This is a genomic window from Variovorax sp. VaC1, assembly GCF_043658315.1.
Lineage (GTDB): Bacteria > Pseudomonadota > Gammaproteobacteria > Burkholderiales > Burkholderiaceae_C > Variovorax.
In genome coordinates this window covers 346,433-368,725 of record NZ_JBIGLT010000007.1, presented here as the reverse complement: position 1 = coordinate 368,725, position 22,293 = coordinate 346,433, and the positions used below count along the sequence as shown (strand labels likewise).

Below are 22,293 nucleotides of genomic sequence, written 5' to 3'. Positions count from 1 at the left end.
AGTTCGCGCTTCCGCATACCTATTTCCAAAGATGACGCCCGCAAAACTCTGGTTGTCGATATTCCTGACGGCCTTTGCCGTCTTCACCGGACTGCTGATCCAGACACTGGTCACCCCCATTCCCTACGGTGACCTGGCCCGCATCGGCCGCATCTCCGACTACGACTTCGGCTGGCGCATCGAACCGCCGCACGTCGAGCCCGAGCTGCTGGAAGGCGTGCCCATCGACAAGGCCGACATCGTCGTCATCGGCGACAGCTTCTCGGCCACGCACCGCTGGCAGTCGCGGCTGGTGAAGGCCGGCTACGGCGTGACCACCGTCTTCTGGGACACGATCGACGAACGCCTGTGCGGCGACTTCGACGACTGGCTCGCCAAGGCGGGCTTTCGCGGCAAGCTGGTGATCGTCGAAAGCGTGGAGCGCATCGTGTCGCTGCGGCTGTCCAACTCGGAAGGGTGCGGCAAGATGAAGAAGCCGCTCGAATCCCAGGCCGCGCCGCGTTCGCCGCCGCCCGAGCACGTGCCCGGCTTTGCCCTGAACTGGGACGGGCAGCTCATCTCCGGCTGGCTCACGGCCCAATGCACCCGCGCCGCCATTGCCGGCAAGGTGAACGACGAATGCGACCAGCAGACCGTGGCCCGCCCCGTGCAGGACGGCTGCGAGCGCTTCAGCCACCGGCGCTGCGACCTGGCGTTGTTCCTGGCCGCCGATCGCGACCTGGGCGAAATCAAGCCGGAGAACGTGGCGCAGCTGCAGGCCTTCACCCGGTCGCAGGCCAAGGTGCCGATCCTGTGGATGCTGGTGCCCAACAAGTGGACCACCTACCTGGAGCCGACGCACTCGCAGACCTTCATGGCCGCCTTCAAGCAGACCGACCTGGGGCCGGATCTCTTCAGCTTCACGCAGGAAGAGAAGGTCAAGATGAAGGACTTCTACTTCCCCAACGACACCCACATCTCGATGCACGGCCAGCTGCTGCTGGGCGATCGCATGCTGCAGGCGGTGCGGCAGAAGCTGGGCGCCGCGCCCGCACCTTCCGGCGACTGACAAGGTGTGAATAAACCTGCTGCGCGTCCCGATCTCGCACCTGCGGTCCTCACCGTACAAAGTACGGCTCCGGTCCTCGATGCAAGCTCGGGGCGCTCGCTACGGTTTCTTCACACCTTGTGAGCCGGACGGGGCTCAGCCCTTCCGGCCGCCCAGCAGCACCAGCGCGCCGCCCACCACGATCACGGCGACGCCGGCCCAGGCCGGGAAGTTGACGGTCTGCTTTTCCTTCACCGAGAACTCCAGCGGGCCCAGCTTGGCCTGATGGGTTTCCTTGGTGAAGCTGAAGCTGCCCATGGCCAGGGCGGCGATGCCCGCCACGATGAGCAGGATGCCGACGATGCGCGTGACGTTCATGGGGACGGCCCTCCGTTCAGGGGTTTACTGGCGCGGCTGCAGCGGTTGTTGCTGCGGCTGCTGCTTCTGCAGCGCGTCCACCCATTGCACCACCTCGGCCACCGCGCCGTCGCTGGCCGCGATCAGCGCCTTCACGCCGCCGGGCGCATCGGCTGTGGGCGCGGGGCGGCGCACGGTGAACATGCGCTGGCCCATCACGCGGTCGCCGCCGGTCGTGCCGCGGATCAGCGTGGCGCGCAGGCGCACCAGGCCCACGCTGCTGGTGGCCGAATCGAAGTAGTGGCTGAACTCGTCGAGCGAGATGCGCAGCGTGTCGGGCACTTCGCCTTTGGCGCGCGCAATGGTCGCGCTCTCTTCCGGGCCGAGCACGGTGCGCTGCTGCGCCAGCGTGTCGCGCAGCCGCTGGCGCAGCAGTTGCGCGGGCGGCTGGCTCCAGCGCGACTGGCCGTAGGGGCGCAGCTCGTTGGCGTCGGCATAGCCCAGGCGGTACAGGATCTGCGTGCCGTCGATGCGCGTGTTGCTCTCGAACTCGGCCAGTGCCAGCGTGGGCAACTGCGTTGCAGCAGCGGGCGCTGCGGCGGCCGGGGCCGTGGCGCCGGGGCCGAAGTCGTACAGCGCCGCGCGCGCGGGCTTGTCGGGCAGCGCGCCGCAGCCGGCGGCCAGCAGCGCGATGCCGAAGAAGAGCGCCGCGGCGCCCACGCGGCGTGCACGGCGCGCGCGTGTGTTCAGGGTGGATCGAATGGCGTTCATGGTGGTGCTTGCCTTCCCTCAGGGCCGCGTGGCTGCCGGCGCGGAAAAACCGGGTTCGCCGGGGCCCGCGGCCGAGCCGCCGTTGCCGAACAGCAGCGATTGCGGGTTGTCGTTGATGCTGTCCGCCGCGCGGCCCAGCCGGCGCACGGCGTGCGAGGTGTCGTCGGCCACCCGGTTCACGCGTGGCAGCGTCGCCGAGTTGAACGAATCGACCGCCTGCGCCAGCGCCTTGGTGCCGTCGCCCAGCCGTTCCATCGGGCCGTCGGGTGCGTTCAGGCGGCCCACGGTGGTGTTGAAGTTGTTGGCCACGCGAGAGACGTCGCCGGCCGCCTTCTTCACCGAGGCCAGCGTGTCCGGCAGCTTGGTCAGGGCCGGGTTCAGGCCCGTCTTGACGGTGCTGTCGAGCGTCTTGAGCAGCGTGTTGGCGCTGGCCGAGGCGGCGGCGATGTTCTCCAGCGCATCGGCCGCGCGCTTCTGGTTCGGGTCGCTCAGCAGCTGGTTGGCGCGCTTGGTCACTTCCTCGACCTGGTTGATGATGGCTTCGCCACGGTCCTGCAGTTGCGCCAGCATCGAGGGCTTGAGCGGAATGCGCGGCGGGTCGTCGTTGTCGGGCTTCAGTGACACGGTCGATTCGCCCTTGTCGTCCAGCGCGATGAAGGCCAGGCCGGTCACGCCCTGGTAGCTCAGCGTGGCAAAGCTCGACGTGGTGAGCGGCACGCGCTCGTCGACGGTGATGCGCACCCGCACATTGCCCTTGACCTTGGGGTCGAAGTCGATCGAGGCCACCTTGCCGACCGCGATGCCCCGGTAGCGCACCGTGGCCTGCGGCTGCAGGCCGCTGACGGCCTCGCGCGTGGACAGTTCGTAGATGTTGCGCACGGTGTTGTCGCGCGTGAACCAGATCACCAGGGCGACGAGCGCGGCAATGAGGCCGAGCACGAAGGCGCCGGCGGCGAGGGCATGGGCCTTGTTTTCCATGATGGGGCTACCTTTCAGCGAGCGCCCGCGCTGGTGGCGGGCGGCGGTGTGGCTTCGGCGGGTTGGTCATGCAGGGCCTCCAGGGCGCGCTGTCCGCGTCCGCCGAGAAAGTATTCATGAATGAAGGGGTGCGGGTAGGCGATGACATCGCGTGCCGCGCCGCTGACGATCACCTTCTGGTCGGCCAGCACCGCGATACGGGTGCTCAGGTCGAACAGCGTGTCCAGGTCGTGCGTGACCATCACCACCGTCAGGCCCAGCTCGCGGTGCAGGCCGCGCAGCAGGTTGCAGAAGCTGTCGGACGCCTCGGGGTCGAGGCCGGCCGTGGGCTCGTCGAGCAGCAGCAGCGGCGGGTCCATGATGAGCGCGCGCGCCAGCGCCACGCGCTTGATCATGCCGCCCGACAGGTCCGACGGGCTCATGTTGGCGTGCCGGGGCTCCAGGCCCACCATCTGCAGCTTCACCAGCGCCGCGTGGCGGATGAGTCCGTCGGGCAGGAGCTTCAGCTCGCGCAGCGGAAAGGCGATGTTCTCCAGCACGCTGAAGGCCGAGAACAGCGCGCCGTGCTGGAACAGCATGCCCACGTTGGCCGCTCCGGTGGCGCTGAGTTCGCCGGGCGGCTGGCCCAGCACCTCGACCACGCCACGCGTCGGCTTTTCGAGCCCGAGGATCTGGCGCAGCAGCACCGTCTTGCCGGTGCCCGAGCCGCCGACCAGCGACAGCACTTCGCCACGGTCGATGTGCAGGTTCAGGTCGCGGTGCACCACCTGCTCGCCCTCGGCGTTGCGGAACACCGTCCACAGGCCGCGGATGTCGACCACGGCGGTGGGCGTGTCGGGGCGGATGGGCATGCTCATGGGCGCATCTCCATCACCCCCGGAACCCGATGCCCTTGAAGAGCACCGCAAACAGCGCGTCGACCAGGATCACCGCGGTGATCGACGTCACGACCGACGACGTGGTGCCGCGCCCCAGGCTCTCGGTGTTGGGCTTGACCTTCATGCCGAAGTAGCAGCCGATCAGCGCGATGAGAATGCCGAACACCGCCGACTTGGCCATGGCCAGCCAGAGGTTCGAGATCGGCACCGCGCGCGGCAGTGCCGACAGAAAGTAGGCCGGCGAAATGTCGAGCGCCGCGTCGGCCGCCAGCATGCCGCCCGCGAGCGCCGCCATCGAGGTCCAGAGGCTGATCAGCGGCATCGCGATGGCCAGCGCCAGCACGCGCGGCATCACCAGGCGAAAGCCGTGCGGAATGCCCATGACGCGCATCGCGTCGAGTTCTTCGGTCACGCGCATCACGCCGATCTGCGCGGTGATCGCCGAGCCCGAGCGGCCCGCGATCAGCACCGCCGCCAGCACCGGCCCCAGCTCGCGCACCAGCGACAGCCCGAGGATGTTGACCACGAAGGTCTCGGCGCCGTACTGGCGCAACTGCTGCGAGATCAGGTAGGCCAGCACCACACCGATCAAGAGGCCGACCAGCGCCGTGATGTGCAGCGCCGTGGCGCCGAACTGGTAGAGATGCCCCGAAAAATCGCGCCACGGGCCGCGGTGCGGGGCCCGGATCAGCGCGCCCACGTCGAGCGCCAACTGGCCGATCAGGCCCGTGAAGTCGCGCATCACGTACATCGCGCGCGGGCCGTTGTGCGAGAAGTCCCGCACGCGGTCGGCCAGCGTCCGGGGCGCTTCTTCGGGCGTGGCGGCGGTGAACTGCGCCACCTGGTCGAGCACCGCCTTCTGCTGCGGCGACATCTCCAGCGTGGCCGGCCATTCGTGGCGCCAGTGGTCCCAGAGCAGCTGCGCGCCGATGTGGTCGAGCTGCACGATGGGGCGCAGGTCCCAGGCGCGGTCGTCGGCAGGCGGCGCGGCTTCCAGGCTTTGGGCCAGCGCCCGCCAGGCCGGCTTGGACGACAGGCCCAGCGTGGTCCAGCGGCCGCTGGCCACGGTCCACGCGCGGCCGTCCTGTTCATGTTGCCGCACCAGCGGCATCACGCTGCCGGCGGCTGAAACGTCGGCAGGCGACGGTGCATTCGACATGGGCGTATGAACAGGAAAGTAAACAGAAAGGAGACGGGGAAGCGCGCATCGTAACCGGGTGCATCCATGCCCGATGTGCTCCAGACCCCTCGTTGGCGTAGGGCGCGACGCCGTTTCTTGCGAAGAACCGCGCTGACTGGGCAAGAAACGCCGACGACACATTGTTTGCGCCTTTTCAGCATCCCTTCAGGATCGCGCTTCCGGACAGGCGCGCGGCATGCCCCATGTGCCTTGCGCGCCTGCCCGCGCGTTTTTTTATTGGCCGTCGAGTTCGAGCCGGTAGGCCAGCGCGATGAACAGGCTCTGCGCCAGGCCGATGGCGCTGGTCAGCGAGCGGAATCCGAAGGAGATGTTCTCCTGCACGCACAGCACGGCCTCGGCCTGCTCGGCGAGCGGGCTCAGGCGGCTGTCGGTCAGGGCGATGATTCGCGCGCCGCGCTGGCTGGCCGCCTCGGCGATGGCCAGGGTTTCCGGCGCGTAGGGCGCGAACGAGATCGCCAGCAGCACGTCGCCCTTGCGCAGGGAGCGCAGCTGCCCCTCCTGCATGCCGCCGAGCGCGCCGATCAGCGCCACCCGCTTGTCGGTGTGCTGCAGCGCGTAGTCAAGATAGGACGCGATCGAGAACGAGCGGCGCATGCCGACCAGCCAGATCGAATCGGCCCCGGCCAGCAGCTCGACCGCCTGATCGAAGTCGCTGCGGTCCAGCGTGCCCAACAGCTCCTGCATGCCGGCGATGCTGCCGCCCAGGAACTGGCGCGCGATGTCGGTGCTGGCCAGCGGTTCGTTGACCTTGATCGCGTCGCGGATGCGCGCCTGGTAATTGCGCCCCGGCGCGATCTGCAGCGAGATCGCCTCCCGGAACAGCTTCTGCATTTCCGTGAAGCCGGTGAAGCCGAAGTGCTTGGCAAAGCGCACCACCGCCGAAGGCTGCACGCCGCAGGCCGCGGCCACTTCCTGGATGCCTTCGATCGCGAGGTGCTCGCGGTGCGTTTCCACGTACTTGCCGATCAGCTTCAGCTGGCGGCTGAGGTTCGGGTACTGCGCCGAAATATCGTTGAGCAGTCGCTGTTCTGCGGAGAGGGAAGGCTGCGATGAGGTGGCGTTCATGGGCGTGGGGCACGGGGAAAGGCGACGGCCAGGTCCGGGCAATCTTAGGGCCTGTGCCTTTCCGCGCGGCGGCGCGCCCGGCGCCGCTTCTTCGGGCTGCTTCTTCGCGCTGCCTGTTCTGTTTATTCCCACCAGGCTTCCATCTGGATGCCGTAGATGGTTGCGGCCCGTCGGCCATTCGCACCGAAGGTGCTGGCGTTGGCATCGGCCGCGGCCTTGTTCCAGCTCGCCCGCGTGGCGTAGATGCGGAACTCGGGCCGCGTCCAGAAGTCCGTGTTCGGCGAGAAGGCCACCGCCACCGTCCCCTTGTTCAGCGTCTGGCGCGGCTGGTCGCTGACGCTGCGGCGCGTCGTGCCCAGCTCTGCCAAGAGCTTGGTGTACTTCGCAATGCCATACGACACGCGCCCGCCGAGCGTGAAGTCCTTCGTCTCCGGCCCGTTGTCCGGGCGCGTGGTCTGGTAGCCGATCAGCGTCTGCCCGCCGAAGCGCCCGAACTGGAAGTCCATCGAATCCAGGATGCGGCGCTGCTTCGCACCCGCCTGCGGCGTCACCACCGTGCGCTCCACCAGCGGCGCGAACAGGAAGATGTCGGATGCGGATGCACCGAAGCCCGGCGGCAGCAGCAGCCCCGTGGTCGTGGTGCTGTTGTCCAGGTTGTAGAACTTGCCGCTGAGCGACGCATGCCCGCTCGATGCCTGTGCAATGAAGATGTTGTTCAGCCCCGGCACCAGGAAGTTCTTCTGGATGTGCATCAGGCCCAGCGCACCGCCATCCTTGCCCTTGGCGAAGTTGCCCGAGATCAGCCCGCCCGTGATCGTGAGCTTGCCGTCTGGGTTGGTCGGAATGTCGCGCCACTGCACGTTGATGCGCTTGGCGTTGTTCGGGTTGCCGCTTTTGTTGTCCACCGAGTCGGCCGTGTGCACCGCCACGTTCAGCCGGCCCAGGCCGCCCAGCGGGATGTCGTCGATGCCGGCGCCGTAGTTGTCGCCGTCCTCCACCACCCACTTGTCCACGATGTGCACGTCCTGGATGCGGTGGTAGCGCTGACCGGCCCACAGCGTGGCGCTGTTGCCGAAGATGCCGCTGAGCGAGAAGTACGCCTGCGCCGTGCCGCTCTTGCCGTTGTAGATCGTGGGCATGTAGAACACTCCCCACTTGATGCCGCCGCCCAGGTCGAACTTCTTGCCGATGCCGAATTCCAGGTAGTTGTCGCCCTCGTTGCCCAGGCGGTACTTCTGCAGGTCGCCGCCCAGCGAGTAGCCGCCCTTGGGTGCACCCTTGGGGGCGCCGAAGAAGCCGCCGCGGCCGTAGCCCCAGAACTCCAGGCCGGTGGCGTCGTTGACCTTCTTGATGAAGTCCTTGGTGGGGTCGGTCTTGACCTCGGCTTCGGGCGGGGCGTCCGTGGGTGTGTCCATCGACTGGGCATGGGCCAGTGTGTGGATGCCGGCGAACAGCACGAGGGCCGCGGCTGCGGTGGCTGGGGTCGCTGCGAGTCGGTTCGGCTTTCTGAATTTCACGTCATGTCTCCTCTTGTGGGTTTCGGTTGGCGGTGGAAAAAAGAAGTGGCCTGGCTTCTCGAGGGCGCAGGCGTGCCCTGCGCCAGCGACGCGGGTCGCTGGACGGTTCGGAAAGCGGGGGAGAGGGGGCCGGAGGGAGTGGCTAGGCTGCGGGCTGCAGCATCCACTCGTGGGCCGGGTCGTTCCTGAACACCCAGTAGCGGGTGGGTCCGGCCATCACGTTCAGGTAGTAGAGGTCGTAGCCGTGCGGCGCCACCACCGGGTGGTAGCCGCGCGGGACCATCACCGTGTCGTGGTTCTCCACCGCCATCGCCTCGTCGAGGCTGCGGTCATCGGTGTAGACGCGCTGGAAGGCAAAGCCCTGCGGCGGGTTCAACCGGTGGTAGTAGGTTTCTTCCAGCCGCGTTTCTTCGGGCAGCGCATCGCGCTCGTGCTTGTGCGGCGGGTAGCTCGACGAATGGCCGGCCGGCGTCAGCACTTCCACCACCAGCAGGTGCGCCGCGCGTGGGTCGGTGTGCGGCAGGATGTCGCAGACATGGCGCGTGTTGCTGCCCTTGCCGCGCACCGAGCGCGTCATCGCGGCCGGGTCGATCACCGACACCGTGCGGGGCTCGGTGCCGGCCGGCGCGGTGCACAGCGCCACTTCGGCGTTGCGCCGCGCGCGCACCGTGACGGTCTTGCCGCCGGGCACGTACACCGCGGCGGGCGACACGGGCTCGAACACGCTGTCGCGCGTGCCGAGCTTGTCGAAGCGCTGGCCGTCCACCTCCACGTCGACCGTGCCGGTCAGCACCACGAGGCACAACTCGCGCGCGCCGGTGTCGACCGATTCGCGCTCGCCTTCGGCCAGGCGCAGCACCTTGAAGCCGACGTGCGTCCAGCCGGCGCGCTCGGGTGTCACCTCGACCACCGTGCGTCCTTGCGCGGACGCCTTCACAAGAAGCGGACTGAGCGGCATCAGCGGGCTCCCTGTTCCATGGCGACGAGCTGGGCATCGGCCGTGGCAGCGTCGATCCGGTCCACGATGCGGCGCAGCGTCTCGTAGCCCTTCTTCGCGTAGGCGTAGCTCGGCGCGACTGCCGGGTCCTGCTCGGCTTCGACCACCAGCCAGCCTTCGTAGCCGCTCGCATGCAGCGTGCCGAGCAGCGTGTCGTAGTCGAGCGCGCCATCGCCCGGCACCGTGAAGGTGCCGTTCAGCACCCCGTCGAGGAACGACCAGCCGTTGTTGCGCGCCTGCCGGATCACGTCGGCGCGCACGTCCTTGCAGTGCACGTGCGCCACGCGGCTCGCGTGCTTCTGCAGCAGTTCGACCGGGTTGCCGGCCCCGCCGAAGTAGGCATGCCCGGTGTCGAACAGAAGGGACACGCAGTCGGGCGCGGTCAGGGCCATCAGCCGGTCGACGTCCTGCGGCGATTCGACATAGGCGCCCATGTGATGGTGGTACGCCAGCGTGATGCCGTATTGCGCCTTCAGGTGTTCGCCGAAGGCGTTCAACCGTTGTGCATACGCTTTCCATTGCGCGTCGTCGGCGAACTGCGGGCGCTTGGCCAGCGGCGTGTCCATGCGGCCCTGGATCGAGCCAGCGACCTCGCCGTAGACCACCACGCGGCAGCCGTTGAAGCGCAGCTTTTCCATGTGGGTGGCGCAGCGTTCGATCTCGTGGTCGACCGTGTCCTCGGCCAGTTGGCCCGAGTACCAGCCCGAGACGCAGGCCAGCCCGTACTGCGCCAGCTTGGCCTTCAGGGCCGCGGGCTCCTTCGGAAATTTGTTGCCCAGCTCGAAGCCGGCGTAGCCGATCTCGGCGCCTTCCTGCAGCGCGGTTTCGAGCGGCGTGTCGCCGCCCAGCGCGGGCAGGTCATCGTTCATCCAGGACAGGGGGTTGATGCCGATGCGGACGTTCCAGGTGTTCATGGTGTGGTTCTCTCCCAGGGGCGATGTCATTCAGAGTCGTTGATGTTGTTTGGCGGCTTCGTAGCGGGCGCGGGCGTCGAGCACTTCGGTGCGTGCCGACACCTCGGGAATCGCCACCTCCCACCAGCAGCCGCCTTCGGCCGTGGTGCGTTCCGCCGTGGTGTCGATCACGATCACCTGCGTGCGGCTGGCGGCGCGCGCGGCCCGCATGGCCTCGCGCAGTGCGGCGATGCCGTCCACGTGCACCGCCTGTGCGCCCATGCTGCGCGCGTGCGCGGCGAAGTCGATGTCCGATGCGCTTCCGCCTTCGGGAATGCAGTCGTCCAGCATGTTGTTGAAGCACTCGCCGCCGCTGGCGCGCTGCAGCCGGTGGATGCAGCCGTAGCCGCGGTTGTCCAGCACCACCACGATCAGCTTGCGACCGAGCAGCACCGAGGTGGCGATCTCGGCGTTGAGCATCATGTAGGAGCCGTCGCCCACCATGACGATCACTTCCTTGTCGGGCCGCGCGAGCTTGACGCCCAGGCCACCAGCGATCTCGTAGCCCATGGTGGAGTAGCCGTATTCCATGTGATAGCCCCCCGGCGCGCCGCTGCGCCAGAGCTTGTGCAGTTCGGCGGGCAGCGTGCCGGCCGCGCACACCACGATGTCGCGGGTCGGTGAATCGCTTGCGGAATCGCGCACGGCGCCGATCACTTCGGCGTCGTAAGGCAACTGGTCCCGTGGCGGCTGCGCGGTCGTGAGCTCGGTGACGCGTGCGGCCCAGCCGGCCGCCAGCGTGCGGCTGCGCGCGGTCCACGCCGGCTCGGCCTGCCAGCCTTCCAGTGCCTCGCCGAGCTGTTGCAGGCCGGTGCGCGCATCGCTCACCAGCGTGGCGCCGCCCCGCTTGGCGGCGTCGAAGGCCTGGACGTTCAGGCTCAGCAATGGCACGTGGCCGAAGAGGCTGTGCGAGCCGGTGGTGAAGTCCTGCAAACGCGTGCCGACCGCGAGGATCAGGTCGGCTTCTTGCGCGAGGGCGTTCGCGGCCGGCGAGCCGGTGACGCCCACCGCGCCCAGGTTGAGCGGATGGTCCCAGGCCAGGCTGCCTTTGCCGGCCTGGCTCTCGGCCACCGGCACGCCATGGGTTTCCGCGAAGCTGCGCAATGCATCCCACGCCTGGCTGTAGAGCACGCCGCCGCCCGCGACGATCAACGGCCTGCGCGACGAACGCAGCAGGGCGGCTGCATGCGTCAGCTCACGGGGCTCGGGCTGCGGCCTGCGCCAGCGAATCACCTCCGGTTGCAGGAAGTGCGTGGGGCAGTCAAAGGCCTCGGTCTGCACATCCTGCGGCAGCGCCAGGCAGACCGGGCCGCAATTGGCAGGGTCGGTCATGGTCTGGATCGCGCGGGGCAGGGCGGTAAGGATCTGCTCGGGCCGCATGATGCGGTCGAAGTAGCGCGTGACCGGCCGCAGGCAGTCGTTGACGCTCAGGTCGCCGTGCTGGAAATCTTCGAGCTGCTGGAGCACCGGATCGGGCGCGCGCGAGGCGAACACGTCGCCGGGCAGCAGCAGCAGCGGCAGCCGGTTGACGTGCGCCATCGCCGCCGAGGTGACGAGGTTGGTGGCGCCCGGCCCGATCGAGGTCGTGACCGCCATCGCGCGCTGGCGGAAATGCGCCTTGGCAAATGCCGTTGCCGCGTTCGCCATGCCTTGCTCGTTGTGGGCGCGGTACACCGGCAGCGTCTCGCGCCGCGTCGCCAGCGCCTCGCCAAGGCCGGCCACGTTGCCGTGACCGAAGATCGCGAACACGCCGCCCAGGTACGGCTGCACCGTGCCGTCGTCCATCTCGACGCGCAGCGCCGCAAGGTGCTGCACCAGCGCCTGCGCCATGGTGAGCCGTTGAGTGTCTTGTTGCTTCATGCAGGGCTCCTTCAGGCGGCCGCGCGCAGCGGCTGGTGGGCGAGGTCCCAGGCTTCCACCAGCGCGGCGAAATTGCGCGCCACTTCCTGCACCAGCGTTTCGTCGTCGATGGCCTGCTGCAGCCAGCGCAGGCCCGGTTCGGCCCAGAGCGTGCGTCCGATCATGAAGCCCTTGACCACCGGATTGGTGGCGTCCGAGAAGCTGCGCGCCAGATGCGCCAGCGGTTGGTTCAGCCCGAGGATCACCGCGCCCCGGCATTGCGGGTCGCGCGCGGCGATCAGCTCGGCGAGCCGGTCCCAGGCCTGCGGCGCCATCGGCGAGAGCTTCCACCATTCGGGCTTGAAGCCGAGGTTGTAGAGCCGCTCGATGGAGCGCAGCACCACGGCGTCGCGGGCTGCGTCGGTGTCCGTCTTCGGCAGCATGCCGGCGGGCGGGATCAGCTCCAGCAGCAGCTCGTGGCCGCTGGCGCGCGTGGCTTCCCACAGCTCGCGGATGCGGGCCTCCTGCTCCAGCCGCAGTTCGACCGCGTCGTCGGGGTGGTAGTACACGAGGCACTTGACGGTCTGCTCCACCGGCCACTGCACGAGCTGCGAAGCCACCGACGAAGTGCCATCGAAGCGCAGCGGGCGCGACAGCGGCAGCTCCACCGGCCGCCCGACCCACCAGCCGCAGCCGGTGGCGGCCGCGAGCGCGTCGCTGCCGTAGCTGCCGTCGATCAGCACGCCCACGCGGCCCTGCAGCGAATGGCTTTGCGCCACGCGCGCGGCGGCGGACACCAGCAACTGCTTGAGCGCCGGCACCCGCGATTCGTCGCTGCCGGCCTGGCGTGCGAGGTCGGCGAACTGCGCGCGGTGGTCGAAGGCCAGCACCGCCAGCGACGACCACGGCGTGCGTGCCGCGGTGGTACGGTGCAGGTGCGCCAGTTGCGCGTCCGCGTCGACCTTGGGGTTGCGCTGGCCGCTGAACCAGTGCGCCAGTTCGGCCGGCGTCGGCATCGCGGCCGAGCAGGCATGGCGCGAGACGACGATGGCGCCGCATGCGTTGGCCAGTTGCGCGGCCTCTTCGAAAGGCTGGCCGCGCAGCAGGCCGGTCATGAGGCCGGCGGCGAAGGCATCGCCGGCGCCCAGCACGTTCAGCACCTCGACCCGCTCGCCCTGCACCGTCTGCGCGTCTTCGATGCGCTCGGGCACCGCACCGGGAATGAAGCAGCAACCCGCTGCGCCCAGCTTCACCACCATGGCGGCTTGTGTCACGGCGCGCACCGCACGCAGCGAGGCCATCAGGTCGCCCGGCACGCCGCCGGCGATGAGGAATTCTTCTTCCGTGCCGATCAGCAGGTCGAAGCGCGGCAGCAGCGTCTGCAGCCGCTGCGTGACCTGCGCATCGGGCACGAAGCGGTTGGCGCCTTCGCCGCGCTTGGTCAGACCCCAGAGCACGGGGCGGTAATCGATGTCGAGCACGCGCAGCACGCCATGCTTTTGCGCGTGGTCGAGCGCGGCGACCGAGGCCGCGCGCACGCCGGGGGCGCTCAGGTGCGTGCCGGTGATCAGCAGCGCGCGGCATTGCGCGATGAAGGCCTCGTCGATGCCGTCGGCCTCCAGCGCCATGTCGGCGCAGTTCTCGCGATAGAACAGCAGGGGAAAGGTGTCGCGGTCTTTCAGTCCGAGCAGCACCAGTGCCGTCAGGCGCTGCGGATCGACCTGCACCTGCGACACGTCGCAGCCTTCGCGCTGCAGCGTCTCGACAAGGAAGCGGCCCATCTGCTCGTCGCCCACGCGCGAGATCATGGCGGCCCGCAGGCCCAGCCGCGCGGCGCCGAATGCGATGTTGGCGGAGCTGCCGCCCAGGTACTTGGAAAAGCTCGCGGCGTCTTCGAGCCGGCTGCCGATCTGCTGGGCGTACAGATCGACGGCGAGCCGGCCCAGGCAGGCCAGGTCGTAGCGGCGTCCTTCGGGGAAATTCAACGTTTGCATGTTTCTCTCTGTGGCTCTTGGTCTTCTGTCGTTGTCTTGTCAGTCAATCAGTGCTTGCCGCCGCGGCGCGACTTGGCGTAGGTGTCGAAGGCCACCGCGATGACGATGATCACGCCGATCACCACCTGCTGGTAGTAGGCCGATACGTTCAGCATCACGAGGCCGTTGAGCAGCACGCCCAGCAGTAGCGAGCCGATGATGGTTCCGCCCACGCCGCCCAGGCCACCGAAGAGGCTGGTGCCGCCGATCACCACCGCGGCGATCACGCGCAGCTCGTAGGAAATGCCGGCCACCGCCTCGGCGGAGCCCAGGCGCGCCGCGAGCAGGAAGCCGCTCAGGCCCGCCAGCAGGCCGACAAGCAGGTACACGCTCACCAGAATGCCCTTGACGTTCAGGCCCGACAGGCGCGCCGCTTCGGGGTTGCCGCCCACGGCGTAGATCGAGCGGCCGTAGCGGGTGTAGCGCAGCGTCACGTAGCCGGCGCCGGCCACCACCGCGAACACCAGCACCGGCACCGGAATGCCGAGCACGTCGCCGCGCCCCCACCAGCGAAAGCTTTCGTCGAAGCCGCTGATCGGGCCGCCGTCGTTCAGGATCAGCGTGGCGCCGCGCCAGATCGTCATGCCGCCCAGCGTGACGATGAACGGCGGCACGTTCAGCTTGGTGATGGTCTTGCCGTGCAGGTAGCCCGCCGCCATGCCGACGCCGCAGGCCACCAGCAGGGCGACCAGCCAGCTCAGCGGGAAGGTGCCGCCGAGCGCCATCACCACGGCCGCGGCGCACATGCCGGCGAAGGCCAGCAGCGAGCCGACCGCCAGGTCGACGCCGCCCGTGAGGATCACGCCGGTCATGCCGACCGCCATGATTCCGTAGATCGACACTTCGGTGAGGATGTTGAAGACGTTGCGCGTGGACAGGAAGCGCGGGTTCTGCGTGGCGAACAGCAGGATCAGCAGCACCAGGAACAGCAGCACGCCGTATTTTTCGAGGAAGCCCACGAGATCGAAGCTGCGCGGCTTGCGCGCCTCGACCGTGGCGGTGGTGGGGGTCATGGGTGTCTCCTTGCGGGGCGAATCGATGGTTTCATCTCAGGCGGCGAGCGCGCTCGGCAGCGCAGCCTCTTGCGGCGCGTCCTCGCCGAGCGCCATCAGGCGCATCAGCTGCTCTTCGGTGGCTTCGCCGCCGGGCGTGGAGCCGGTGATCACGCCGTTCATGAAGGTCACGATGCGGTCGCTCACGGCCATCACCTCGGGCAGCTCCGATGAGATGACGATCACCGCGACCCCCTGGGCCGCCATGTCGAACAGCACCTGGTGCACCTCGGCCTTGGCCCCCACGTCGATGCCCCGCGTGGGCTCGTCGACGATCAGCACCTTCGGGTTCAGCGCCATCGAGCGCGCCAGCAGCACCTTCTGCTGGTTGCCACCCGACAGCGTGCCGATGGTCACCTTGTCGCTGGACATCTTGATCGACAGCTTGCGGCGGTATTCCTCGATCAGCCGCGTCTCGGCCGCCTCGTCGACGAACCAGCGCATCTTGCTCAGGCGCCCGAGGCTGGGCAGCGTCATGTTCTGGCGGATCGAGTGCGACAGGAAGCAGCCCTGTTGCTTGCGGTCTTCCGGCACCAGCACGATGCCGGCGTCGATGCCGTCGCGCGGCGAGCGCAGCGTTACCAAGGCATCGCGCAGCCGCACGGTGCCGCTGTCGCAGGGGTCGGCGCCGAAGATCACGCGGGCCATCTCGGTGCGGCCCGCGCCCACGAGGCCGGCAAAGCCGACGATCTCGCCGGCCCGCACGTGCACCGACATGTTCAAGAGCGACGTAGCGCTGGTGCCCGAGACCGCCTTCAGGCGCGTCACGCCCTCGACCCGCAGCACCACCTCGCCCAGCGTGTTCGTGGCCTGGCGCTTCACGCCGGCCACGTCGCGGCCTACCATCTGGCGCACCAGGTCATTGACGCTGGCATCGGCCACCGTGCCCGTCGTCACGTAGCGGCCGTCGCGGAACACCGTGTAGCGGTCGCAGATGGTCTTGACCTCGTTGAGCTTGTGCGACACGTAGATGATGCCGATGCCGCGCGAACGCAGGTCGCGGATGATGTCCAGCAACTGACCCACCTCGCGCCCGCTCAGCGCGGCGGTCGGCTCGTCCATGATGATGAGCCGGGCCTGCACCGTCATCGCCTTCGCGATCTCGACCATCTGCTGCTTGGCCACGCTGAGCGTGCGCACCTCGGCGCGCGGATCGAGGTCGACCTTCAGGTCGGTCAGCACCTCCTGCGCGCGGGCGTACATGCGCGGCCAGTCGATCAGCCCGTGCCTGAGCGGCTCGCGGCCGATGTACATGTTCTCCGCCACCGACAGCGCGGGCAGCAGGTTGAACTCCTGGTAGATCGTGACGATGCCCATGCGCTGCCGCTGGATCGGCGTGTCGGTGGGCAGCAGGGCGCGGCCCTCGAAATGGAGCGTGCCTTCGTCGGCCGGCTGCGCACCCGCGAGGATCTTGAGCAGCGTCGACTTGCCCGCGCCGTTTTCGCCGAGCAGCGCGTGCACCTCGCCCGGCGCGATGTCGAGATGGACGCCGTCGAGCGCCTTCACGCCCGGGAAGGATTTGCGAACGCCGCGAACCGACAGCAGTGCAGTGGTGGACGACATGGCCGGTGCCTTACTTGAGCTCGCCGGCGCGCGCGGCCTCGGCGATGTTGGTGCGCGTGATGAGGATCGGCTCGATCGCGACGGTCTTGATCTCCGTCCTGTTGCGGATGTTGGCCACCAGCACCTGCAGCGCGGTGCGGATCTGCCGGCCGGGGCTTTGCTCCACCGTGGCGGCCATCTCGCCATCGCGCACTTTCTTCAGCGCGTCTGGCGAGGCGTCGTAGCCCAGCACCTTGATGCCCTGCTTGCCGAGGCCGGCCGACTGGATCGCCTCGACGGCGCCGAGCGCCATGTCGTCGTTGGCGGAAATGATCACCTGCGGCGGGTTGCCGGTCAGTGAGGTCAGGATGTTCTGCGTGACCGTCAGCCCCTGGTCGCGCGCCCAGTTGGCGGTCTGCTCCGCGACGATCTTGTACTTGGGACCGGCGGCGGCCAGCGCTTCGTGGATGCCCTTCGCGCGGTCGATGGCCGAGCTGCTGCCGGGCTGGCCCGTCAGGAAGACGATGCGCGCGCCCTCGGGGAAGTTCTGCACCACCCACTGCGCCATCTTCCGGCCACCCGCCACGTTGTCGGCGCCGACATGCGGAATGGGCTTCTTCGCGCCGTCCACGCGCCGGTCGACGGTCACGACGGGGATGTTCTCGGAAAGGATCTCGTTGATGGCCGGCACCATCGCCTTGGCGTCGGTCGGCGCGATGACGATGCCGCTCACGCCTTGGGTCAACGCGTTGGACACGTCGGCGCTTTGCTTGGGTGAACTGGCCTGGCCGTCGACCACGTTCACCTTGACCTTGAGCTTGCGGGCCTCGTCCAGCAGTTCGCGGTTCATGAACACGAAGAAGGGTTCGGCCATGTTGTGGAAGAGCACCGCGACGGGCTCGTTGTCGGCCAGCGCCGGCGAAGCCGGCAGGGCCAGGGTGGCGGCGATGGCCGCTGCGAACAGCACCCTGCGAAGAGGCCGTGTTGCGTTCTTCATTTCTATGTCTCCTGTGGCGTTGAGCGGTTTTGCCTGGGGCAAGCCGTGCTTTTTTGCGTGGTTTGTCGCCGGCCGGCCCGTCTGTGTGACGGTCACGCAAATTCTAGAAATGAAGAATCAAAATTGCAAAGAAATTTCTAAATAAATAGATAAGTGAAAACCCTGTTCCAAATTGGGAGGGGGTTTCGCAGAATCGCCATGGCCTTGCGCGGGAGGCGCCCGGCCGTTTTTTCTTCCCCCAACCCGCTTTCCAGCGAACTTCACCGACTCATGAAACAGGTAGCCGTCTTTGGCGCTGGCCGCATCGGCCGCATTCACGCAACCAACCTCGCGGCACTGCCGGGCGTGCGCTTGCGCTACATCAGCGATCCGGTGGGCGAGAGCGCGTCGTCGCTGGCCCATCGCCTGGGGGCCGAGGCCAGCTCCATCGAGGCGGCGCTGGCCGATCCGGCCATCGACGTGGTGGTCGTCACCTCGCCCACCACCACGCACAGCGACCTGATCCTGCGCGCCGCGCAGGCGGGCAAGCACATCTTCTGCGAGAAGCCGGTGGACTTGTCCGTGCCGCGCGCCGAGGCGTGTGCCGCAGCGGTGCGCGCCGCGGGCGTCGCCTGCATGATCGGCTTCCAGCGCCGCTTCGATCCGACCTTCAACGAGGTCAAGTCGCGCATCGAGCGCGGCGACATCGGCTCGCCCGAGATGCTGGTCATCACCAGCCGCGACCCGGGCGCACCGCCCGCCGAATACCTGCGGCAATCGGGCGGCATCTTTCGCGACATGCTGATCCACGATTTCGACGTGTTCCGCTGGATCCTCGGCCAGGGCGACGGCAGCGCCGGCCCCGATGAAGCCGCGTGGCTCAGCGCCACCGGCGCCTGCCTGGTCGATCCGGCCATCGGCGCCGTCGGCGACATCGACAGCGCGGTGGTCAGCATCCGCACCCGGGCCGGCCGGCTGTGCCAGATCAACGCCTCGCGCCGCGCCGCCTACGGCTACGACCAGCGCTTCGAGGTGCTGGGTGCCAAGGGCCTGCTGGCCGCCGGCAACCACCGGCCGCACGAGGTCACGCAGATGGACGCGAACGGCGTGCGCACCGACAACCCGGAGCCCTTCTTCCTCGAGCGCTACCGCGCGGCCTACCAGCTGGAGATGGCGCACTTCTTCGAGCAACTGCAGTCGGGCGGCAGCTTCCGCTGCTCGGTTCACGACGGCGTGGCGGCACAGAAGCTGGCCGACGCGGCGGCACTCTCGTTCGAGACCGGACAGCCCGTCACCTTTTCCGAATGAGCATCGCCATGACCAACACCACCACCCGCAAACCTCCTCTGCGCATCGGCATCGCCGGCCTCGGCCGACTGGGCTGGCGCCATGCCGAGAACATCGCCCACCGCATCCGCGATGCGCGCCTCGTCTGGGCCTGCAGCCCGGTGCAGGCCGAGCTCGATGCCGCGCGCAGCGAACTCGGCGTCGAGCAACTGACCACCGATTTCGACCGCTTCATCCACGCGCCCGACATCGACGCCGTGGTGCTCGTCACGCCGACCGCCATGCACGCGGCGCAGACCATCGCGGCGCTCGAAGCCGGCAAGCATGTCTTCGTCGAAAAGCCGCTGGCGCTCGACCTCGCCGATTGCGAACGCGTGGAGGCCGTCGCGGCGCGGCATCCGGACCGCGTGGCGATGGTGGGCTTCGTGCGCCGCTTCGACCCCAGCTACCGCCGCGCCCACGAAGGCGTGGGGCGTGGCGACATCGGGCGGCCCTTTCTCGTGCGCTCGCAGACCTGCGACATGAACGACCCCTCGGGCTTCTTCGTGCAGTACGCGCCGCAGTCCGGCGGCATCTTCATGGACTGCAGCGTGCACGACATCGACCTGGCGCGCTGGATGCTGGGCAACCCGCGCGCCGAGCGCGTCTTCGCCACCGGCACCATCGCCATGCACCCGGGCCTTGCGCCGCACGGCGACGTCGACAACGGGCTGGCGCTGGTCGACTTCGAGGGCGGTGGCCGCGCGGTGTTCTATGCCTCGCGCACCTTCGCGCACGGCCACGAGACGCAGACCGAAGTCATCGGCACCGCCGGCAAGCTGCTGGTCGGCCACGACGCGGCGCGCGACCGGATCGTGACGAGCGACAGCGCGGGCGTGCGCTTCGCGTCCACCGGCGATTTCTTCGAGCGCTTCGGCGATGCGTTCCTGCACGAGATGAACGCCTTCGTCGCGGCCTGCCGGGGCGAGGCCGCGCTGGGGCTCACGCTGTCCGACGCGACGGAGGCCACGCGCATCGGGCTGGCCATCACGCGCTCGCTGCGCAGCGGGCAGGCCGAGAAGGTCTGATCTCTTCGGCGTTTGAGGGCCGGATGTTTGTGCTGCCGTTCAGGCCGCAAAACCGCCGGCCAGCACTTCCCGCAGCCACGCGACGAAGGCGCTCACCGCCTGCGGCACATGCGTGGCATAGGGGCGAATCGCGTAGAGCCTTTCACCGAAGGCGCCCACCGAGCGCCATTGCGGCAGCACCTCCACCAGCTTGCCCGACTGCAGCGCCGACTGCGCGCTGAAGTCGGGCACCAGCGCAATGCCCAGGCCGGTCAGCGCGGCATCGCGCAACGCCTCGCTGTTGTTGGCGACCAATGGCCCCGACACCGGCACCGTGAGGCGCGGTGTCTTTGATTTCTGTGACGCCGTGCGCGCCTCGAAATGCCAGGTCGGCGTGTCCTGCGCGCGCGGGTAATGCAGGCAGTCGTGTTCGGCCAGCGCCGTCGGTTCGCGCGGCGTGCCACGCCGGCGCAGATAGGCGCGGCTGGCCACCAGCACGGAACGCGTGTCGCACAGCGTCCAGGCGACGTGCGTGTCGGGCGGCGAGGCCGTGTGCCGGATCGCGAGGTCGAAGCCTTCCATGGCGAGCGAACTGAGCCGGTCCGACAGGTCGAGCTCGATCCGCACCTCGGGCTGCGCGCGCAGGAAGTCGGCCAGCCGCGGCACCAGCTGCTGGCGCGCAAAGGCCACCGGTGCGGTGACACGCACCAGCCCGCGCGGCACGCCCGCCAGGTCGCGCACGCCGGCAAAGCTGTGGGCGATCTGCTCGAAGGGCGTGCGCATGTCTTCCACCAGCCGTTGCCCGGCTTCGGTCAGCCGCACGCTGCGCGTTGTGCGCTGCACCAATGGCGCGCCGGCCGCGCGCTCCAGCTCGGCGATGCGCTGGCTCATGGCCGCCTTGCTCACGCCCAGGCGCAGCGCGGCGGCCGTGAAGCTGCCCTGCTGCGCCAGCACCGTGAGCCAGTGCAGGTGCGTCCACAGCGACTCGATATTTTGAGGTTTCATGCATCCATTGTTCGCTATGCTGAACAATAAGTTCAAGTCTCGTGGCTATGCGCGTCGGCGGTCGCTGCCTAAACTGCCGCAACGCCCCCTTCTTCTTTCACGCGAAAGCCCCGACCCATGTCCACCGTTCACCTCGACCACTACATCGCCGGCAAGCCGGCCGCCAACACCTCCGGCCGCACGCAGGACGTGACCAACCCCGCCACCGGTGCCGTCACCGGCAAGGTGGGCCTGGCCGATGCCGCGCAAGTCTCGGCCGCCGTGGCCGCCGCACAGGCCGCCTTTCCGGCCTGGGCCGACACGCCGCCGATCCGCCGCGCCCGCGTGATGTTCAAGTTCTTGCAGCTGCTCAACGAGCACAAGGACGAGCTGGCCCACCTCATCACCGCCGAGCACGGCAAGGTCTTCACCGACGCGCAGGGTGAGGTCTCTCGCGGCATCGACATCGTCGAGTTCGCCTGCGGCATTCCGCAGCTGCTCAAGGGCGACTTCACCGACCAGGTCAGCACCGGCATCGACAACTGGACGCTGCGCCAGCCGCTCGGCGTGGTCGCCGGCATCACGCCTTTCAACTTCCCGGTGATGGTGCCGATGTGGATGTTCCCGGTGGCCATCGCCGCGGGCAACACCTTCGTGCTCAAGCCCAGCCCGACCGACCCGAGCGCATCGCTGCGCATGGCCGAGCTGCTGAAGGAAGCCGGCCTGCCCGACGGCGTGTTCAACGTGGTGCAGGGCGACAAGGTCGCTGTCGATGCGCTGCTGGAGCACCCCGACGTCAAGGCCATCAGCTTCGTCGGCTCCACGCCCATCGCCAACTACATCTACGAAACCGGCGCGCGCCACGGCAAGCGCGTGCAGGCGCTGGGCGGCGCCAAGAACCACATGGTCGTCATGCCCGACGCCGACATCGACCAGACCGTCGATGCACTCATCGGCGCAGGCTACGGCTCGGCCGGCGAGCGCTGCATGGCGATCAGCGTCGCGGTGCTGGTGGGCGACGTGGCCGACAAGATCGTGCCCAAGCTCGTCGAGCGCGCCAGGACGCTCAAGGTGCTCAACGGCACCAACCTCGCGGCCGAGATGGGCCCGATCGTCACGCGCGCCGCGCACGAGCGCATCACCGGCTACATCGCGCAGGGCGAGAAGGAAGGCGCGAAGCTGCTGGTCGACGGCCGCCAGTTCGACGGCAAGGTGGCCGGCGATGGCTGTGGCGACGGCTTCTGGATGGGCGGCACGCTGTTCGACCACGTCACGCCCGAGATGCGCATCTACAAGGAAGAGATCTTCGGCCCGGTGCTCGGCTGCGTGCGCGTGGCCAACTTCAAGGACGCGATCGACCTCGTCAACGCGCACGAGTTCGGCAACGGCGTGAGCTGCTTCACCCGCGACGGCAACGTGGCGCGCGAATTCAGCCGCCGCATCCAGGTCGGCATGGTCGGCATCAACGTGCCGATCCCGGTGCCGATGGCCTGGCACGGCTTCGGCGGCTGGAAGAAGAGCCTGTTCGGCGACATGCACGCCTACGGCGAAGAGGGCGTGCGCTTCTACACCAAGCAGAAGTCGGTCATGCAGCGTTGGCCCGAGAGCATCGGCAAGGGGGCGGAGTTCGTGATGCCGACGGCCAAGTAAGCAGATAAAAAGCAAGCCCCCGGCCGCTGTCGCGCCGGGGTCTCCCCGATCCTTCGGGTCCTGAAACGTTTCTTCCGTAGAGTTCGCGATGACCGCCTAGAAACCCGGACGCATTCCACGTCCAACATCAGAAGACCAGA

19 protein-coding genes are annotated in these 22,293 nt (G+C 68.4%); 4 read left to right on the top strand and 15 right to left on the bottom strand.

Features of this window, described 5'->3' with window-relative positions; translation table 11 throughout:
* The first annotated feature begins 31 nt into the window (after window positions 1-31).
* Window positions 32-1,048, top strand: a complete 1,017-nt coding sequence (locus ACGLHS_RS27175; RefSeq protein ID WP_394484862.1) for a hypothetical protein — start codon at window positions 32-34, stop codon at window positions 1,046-1,048.
* Between the two features lie 135 nt (window positions 1,049-1,183).
* Here ACGLHS_RS27175 and ACGLHS_RS27170 read toward each other — a convergent pair whose 3' ends face one another.
* From ACGLHS_RS27170 to ACGLHS_RS27105, 14 genes are all read right to left on the bottom strand, one after another.
* Window positions 1,184-1,405, bottom strand: coding sequence for a hypothetical protein (locus tag ACGLHS_RS27170; RefSeq protein ID WP_394484861.1), 222 nt, complete (start codon window positions 1,403-1,405; stop codon window positions 1,184-1,186).
* Between the two features lie 24 nt (window positions 1,406-1,429).
* Window positions 1,430-2,155 carry an ABC-type transport auxiliary lipoprotein family protein gene (locus ACGLHS_RS27165; protein WP_394484859.1) on the bottom strand — a complete coding sequence of 242 codons (726 nt, stop codon included), beginning with the start codon at window positions 2,153-2,155 and terminating at the stop codon, window positions 1,430-1,432.
* Between the two features lie 18 nt (window positions 2,156-2,173).
* Entirely contained in the window at window positions 2,174-3,133 is a 960-nt protein-coding gene (locus ACGLHS_RS27160; protein ID WP_093246999.1) for an MlaD family protein, read from the bottom strand.
* 14 nt (window positions 3,134-3,147) lie between these two features.
* A complete protein-coding gene (locus ACGLHS_RS27155; protein WP_093246998.1) occupies window positions 3,148-3,990 on the bottom strand; it encodes an ABC transporter ATP-binding protein in 843 nt (280 codons plus the stop codon).
* A gap of 13 nt (window positions 3,991-4,003) precedes the next feature.
* A complete protein-coding gene (locus ACGLHS_RS27150; protein WP_093246997.1) occupies window positions 4,004-5,170 on the bottom strand; it encodes an ABC transporter permease in 1,167 nt (388 codons plus the stop codon).
* A gap of 255 nt (window positions 5,171-5,425) precedes the next feature.
* Window positions 5,426-6,277, bottom strand: coding sequence for a MurR/RpiR family transcriptional regulator (locus tag ACGLHS_RS27145; RefSeq protein WP_394484856.1), 852 nt, complete (start codon window positions 6,275-6,277; stop codon window positions 5,426-5,428).
* Window positions 6,278-6,399: 122 nt separating this feature from the next.
* A complete protein-coding gene (locus ACGLHS_RS27140; protein WP_394484854.1) occupies window positions 6,400-7,794 on the bottom strand; it encodes a carbohydrate porin in 1,395 nt (464 codons plus the stop codon).
* Between the two features lie 142 nt (window positions 7,795-7,936).
* A complete protein-coding gene (iolB, locus tag ACGLHS_RS27135; protein WP_394484852.1) occupies window positions 7,937-8,752 on the bottom strand; it encodes a 5-deoxy-glucuronate isomerase in 816 nt (271 codons plus the stop codon).
* Window positions 8,752-9,705 carry a myo-inosose-2 dehydratase gene (gene iolE, locus ACGLHS_RS27130; RefSeq protein ID WP_394484850.1) on the bottom strand — a complete coding sequence of 318 codons (954 nt, stop codon included), beginning with the start codon at window positions 9,703-9,705 and terminating at the stop codon, window positions 8,752-8,754. The genes iolB and iolE overlap by 1 nt, the downstream gene beginning before the upstream one ends.
* Window positions 9,706-9,735: 30 nt before the next feature.
* Window positions 9,736-11,604 carry a 3D-(3,5/4)-trihydroxycyclohexane-1,2-dione acylhydrolase (decyclizing) gene (iolD, locus tag ACGLHS_RS27125; protein WP_394484849.1) on the bottom strand — a complete coding sequence of 623 codons (1,869 nt, stop codon included), beginning with the start codon at window positions 11,602-11,604 and terminating at the stop codon, window positions 9,736-9,738.
* 11 nt (window positions 11,605-11,615) lie between these two features.
* Window positions 11,616-13,577 carry a 5-dehydro-2-deoxygluconokinase gene (iolC, locus tag ACGLHS_RS27120; RefSeq protein ID WP_394484847.1) on the bottom strand — a complete coding sequence of 654 codons (1,962 nt, stop codon included), beginning with the start codon at window positions 13,575-13,577 and terminating at the stop codon, window positions 11,616-11,618.
* Between the two features lie 47 nt (window positions 13,578-13,624).
* Window positions 13,625-14,629, bottom strand: a complete 1,005-nt coding sequence (locus ACGLHS_RS27115; protein WP_093246481.1) for an ABC transporter permease — start codon at window positions 14,627-14,629, stop codon at window positions 13,625-13,627.
* A gap of 36 nt (window positions 14,630-14,665) precedes the next feature.
* Window positions 14,666-16,231 carry a sugar ABC transporter ATP-binding protein gene (locus tag ACGLHS_RS27110; RefSeq protein WP_394484845.1) on the bottom strand — a complete coding sequence of 522 codons (1,566 nt, stop codon included), beginning with the start codon at window positions 16,229-16,231 and terminating at the stop codon, window positions 14,666-14,668.
* 10 nt (window positions 16,232-16,241) lie between these two features.
* Window positions 16,242-17,207 (bottom strand): sugar ABC transporter substrate-binding protein, encoded by a 966-nt coding sequence (locus tag ACGLHS_RS27105; protein WP_394484843.1) that lies wholly within the window; start codon window positions 17,205-17,207, stop codon window positions 16,242-16,244.
* A 270-nt stretch (window positions 17,208-17,477) separates the two neighbouring features.
* On the opposite strand from ACGLHS_RS27105, the gene iolG reads away from it, so the two are divergent.
* Both iolG and ACGLHS_RS27095 read left to right on the top strand, forming a co-directional pair.
* On the top strand, window positions 17,478-18,494 hold the full coding sequence (iolG, locus tag ACGLHS_RS27100; protein ID WP_394484842.1) for an inositol 2-dehydrogenase: 1,017 nt from the start codon (window positions 17,478-17,480) through the stop codon (window positions 18,492-18,494).
* Between the two features lie 8 nt (window positions 18,495-18,502).
* Window positions 18,503-19,540: a Gfo/Idh/MocA family oxidoreductase gene (locus tag ACGLHS_RS27095; protein ID WP_394484840.1), complete on the top strand. Its 1,038-nt coding sequence runs from the start codon at window positions 18,503-18,505 to the stop codon at window positions 19,538-19,540.
* A gap of 39 nt (window positions 19,541-19,579) precedes the next feature.
* On the opposite strand, the gene ACGLHS_RS27090 is transcribed toward ACGLHS_RS27095, so the two are convergent.
* Window positions 19,580-20,524 (bottom strand): LysR family transcriptional regulator, encoded by a 945-nt coding sequence (locus ACGLHS_RS27090; protein ID WP_394484838.1) that lies wholly within the window; start codon window positions 20,522-20,524, stop codon window positions 19,580-19,582.
* Window positions 20,525-20,641: 117 nt separating this feature from the next.
* Between ACGLHS_RS27090 and ACGLHS_RS27085 the strand changes: the two genes are divergently transcribed.
* Window positions 20,642-22,153, top strand: coding sequence for a CoA-acylating methylmalonate-semialdehyde dehydrogenase (locus ACGLHS_RS27085; protein ID WP_394484836.1), 1,512 nt, complete (start codon window positions 20,642-20,644; stop codon window positions 22,151-22,153).
* The last annotated feature ends 140 nt before the right edge of the window (window positions 22,154-22,293 follow it).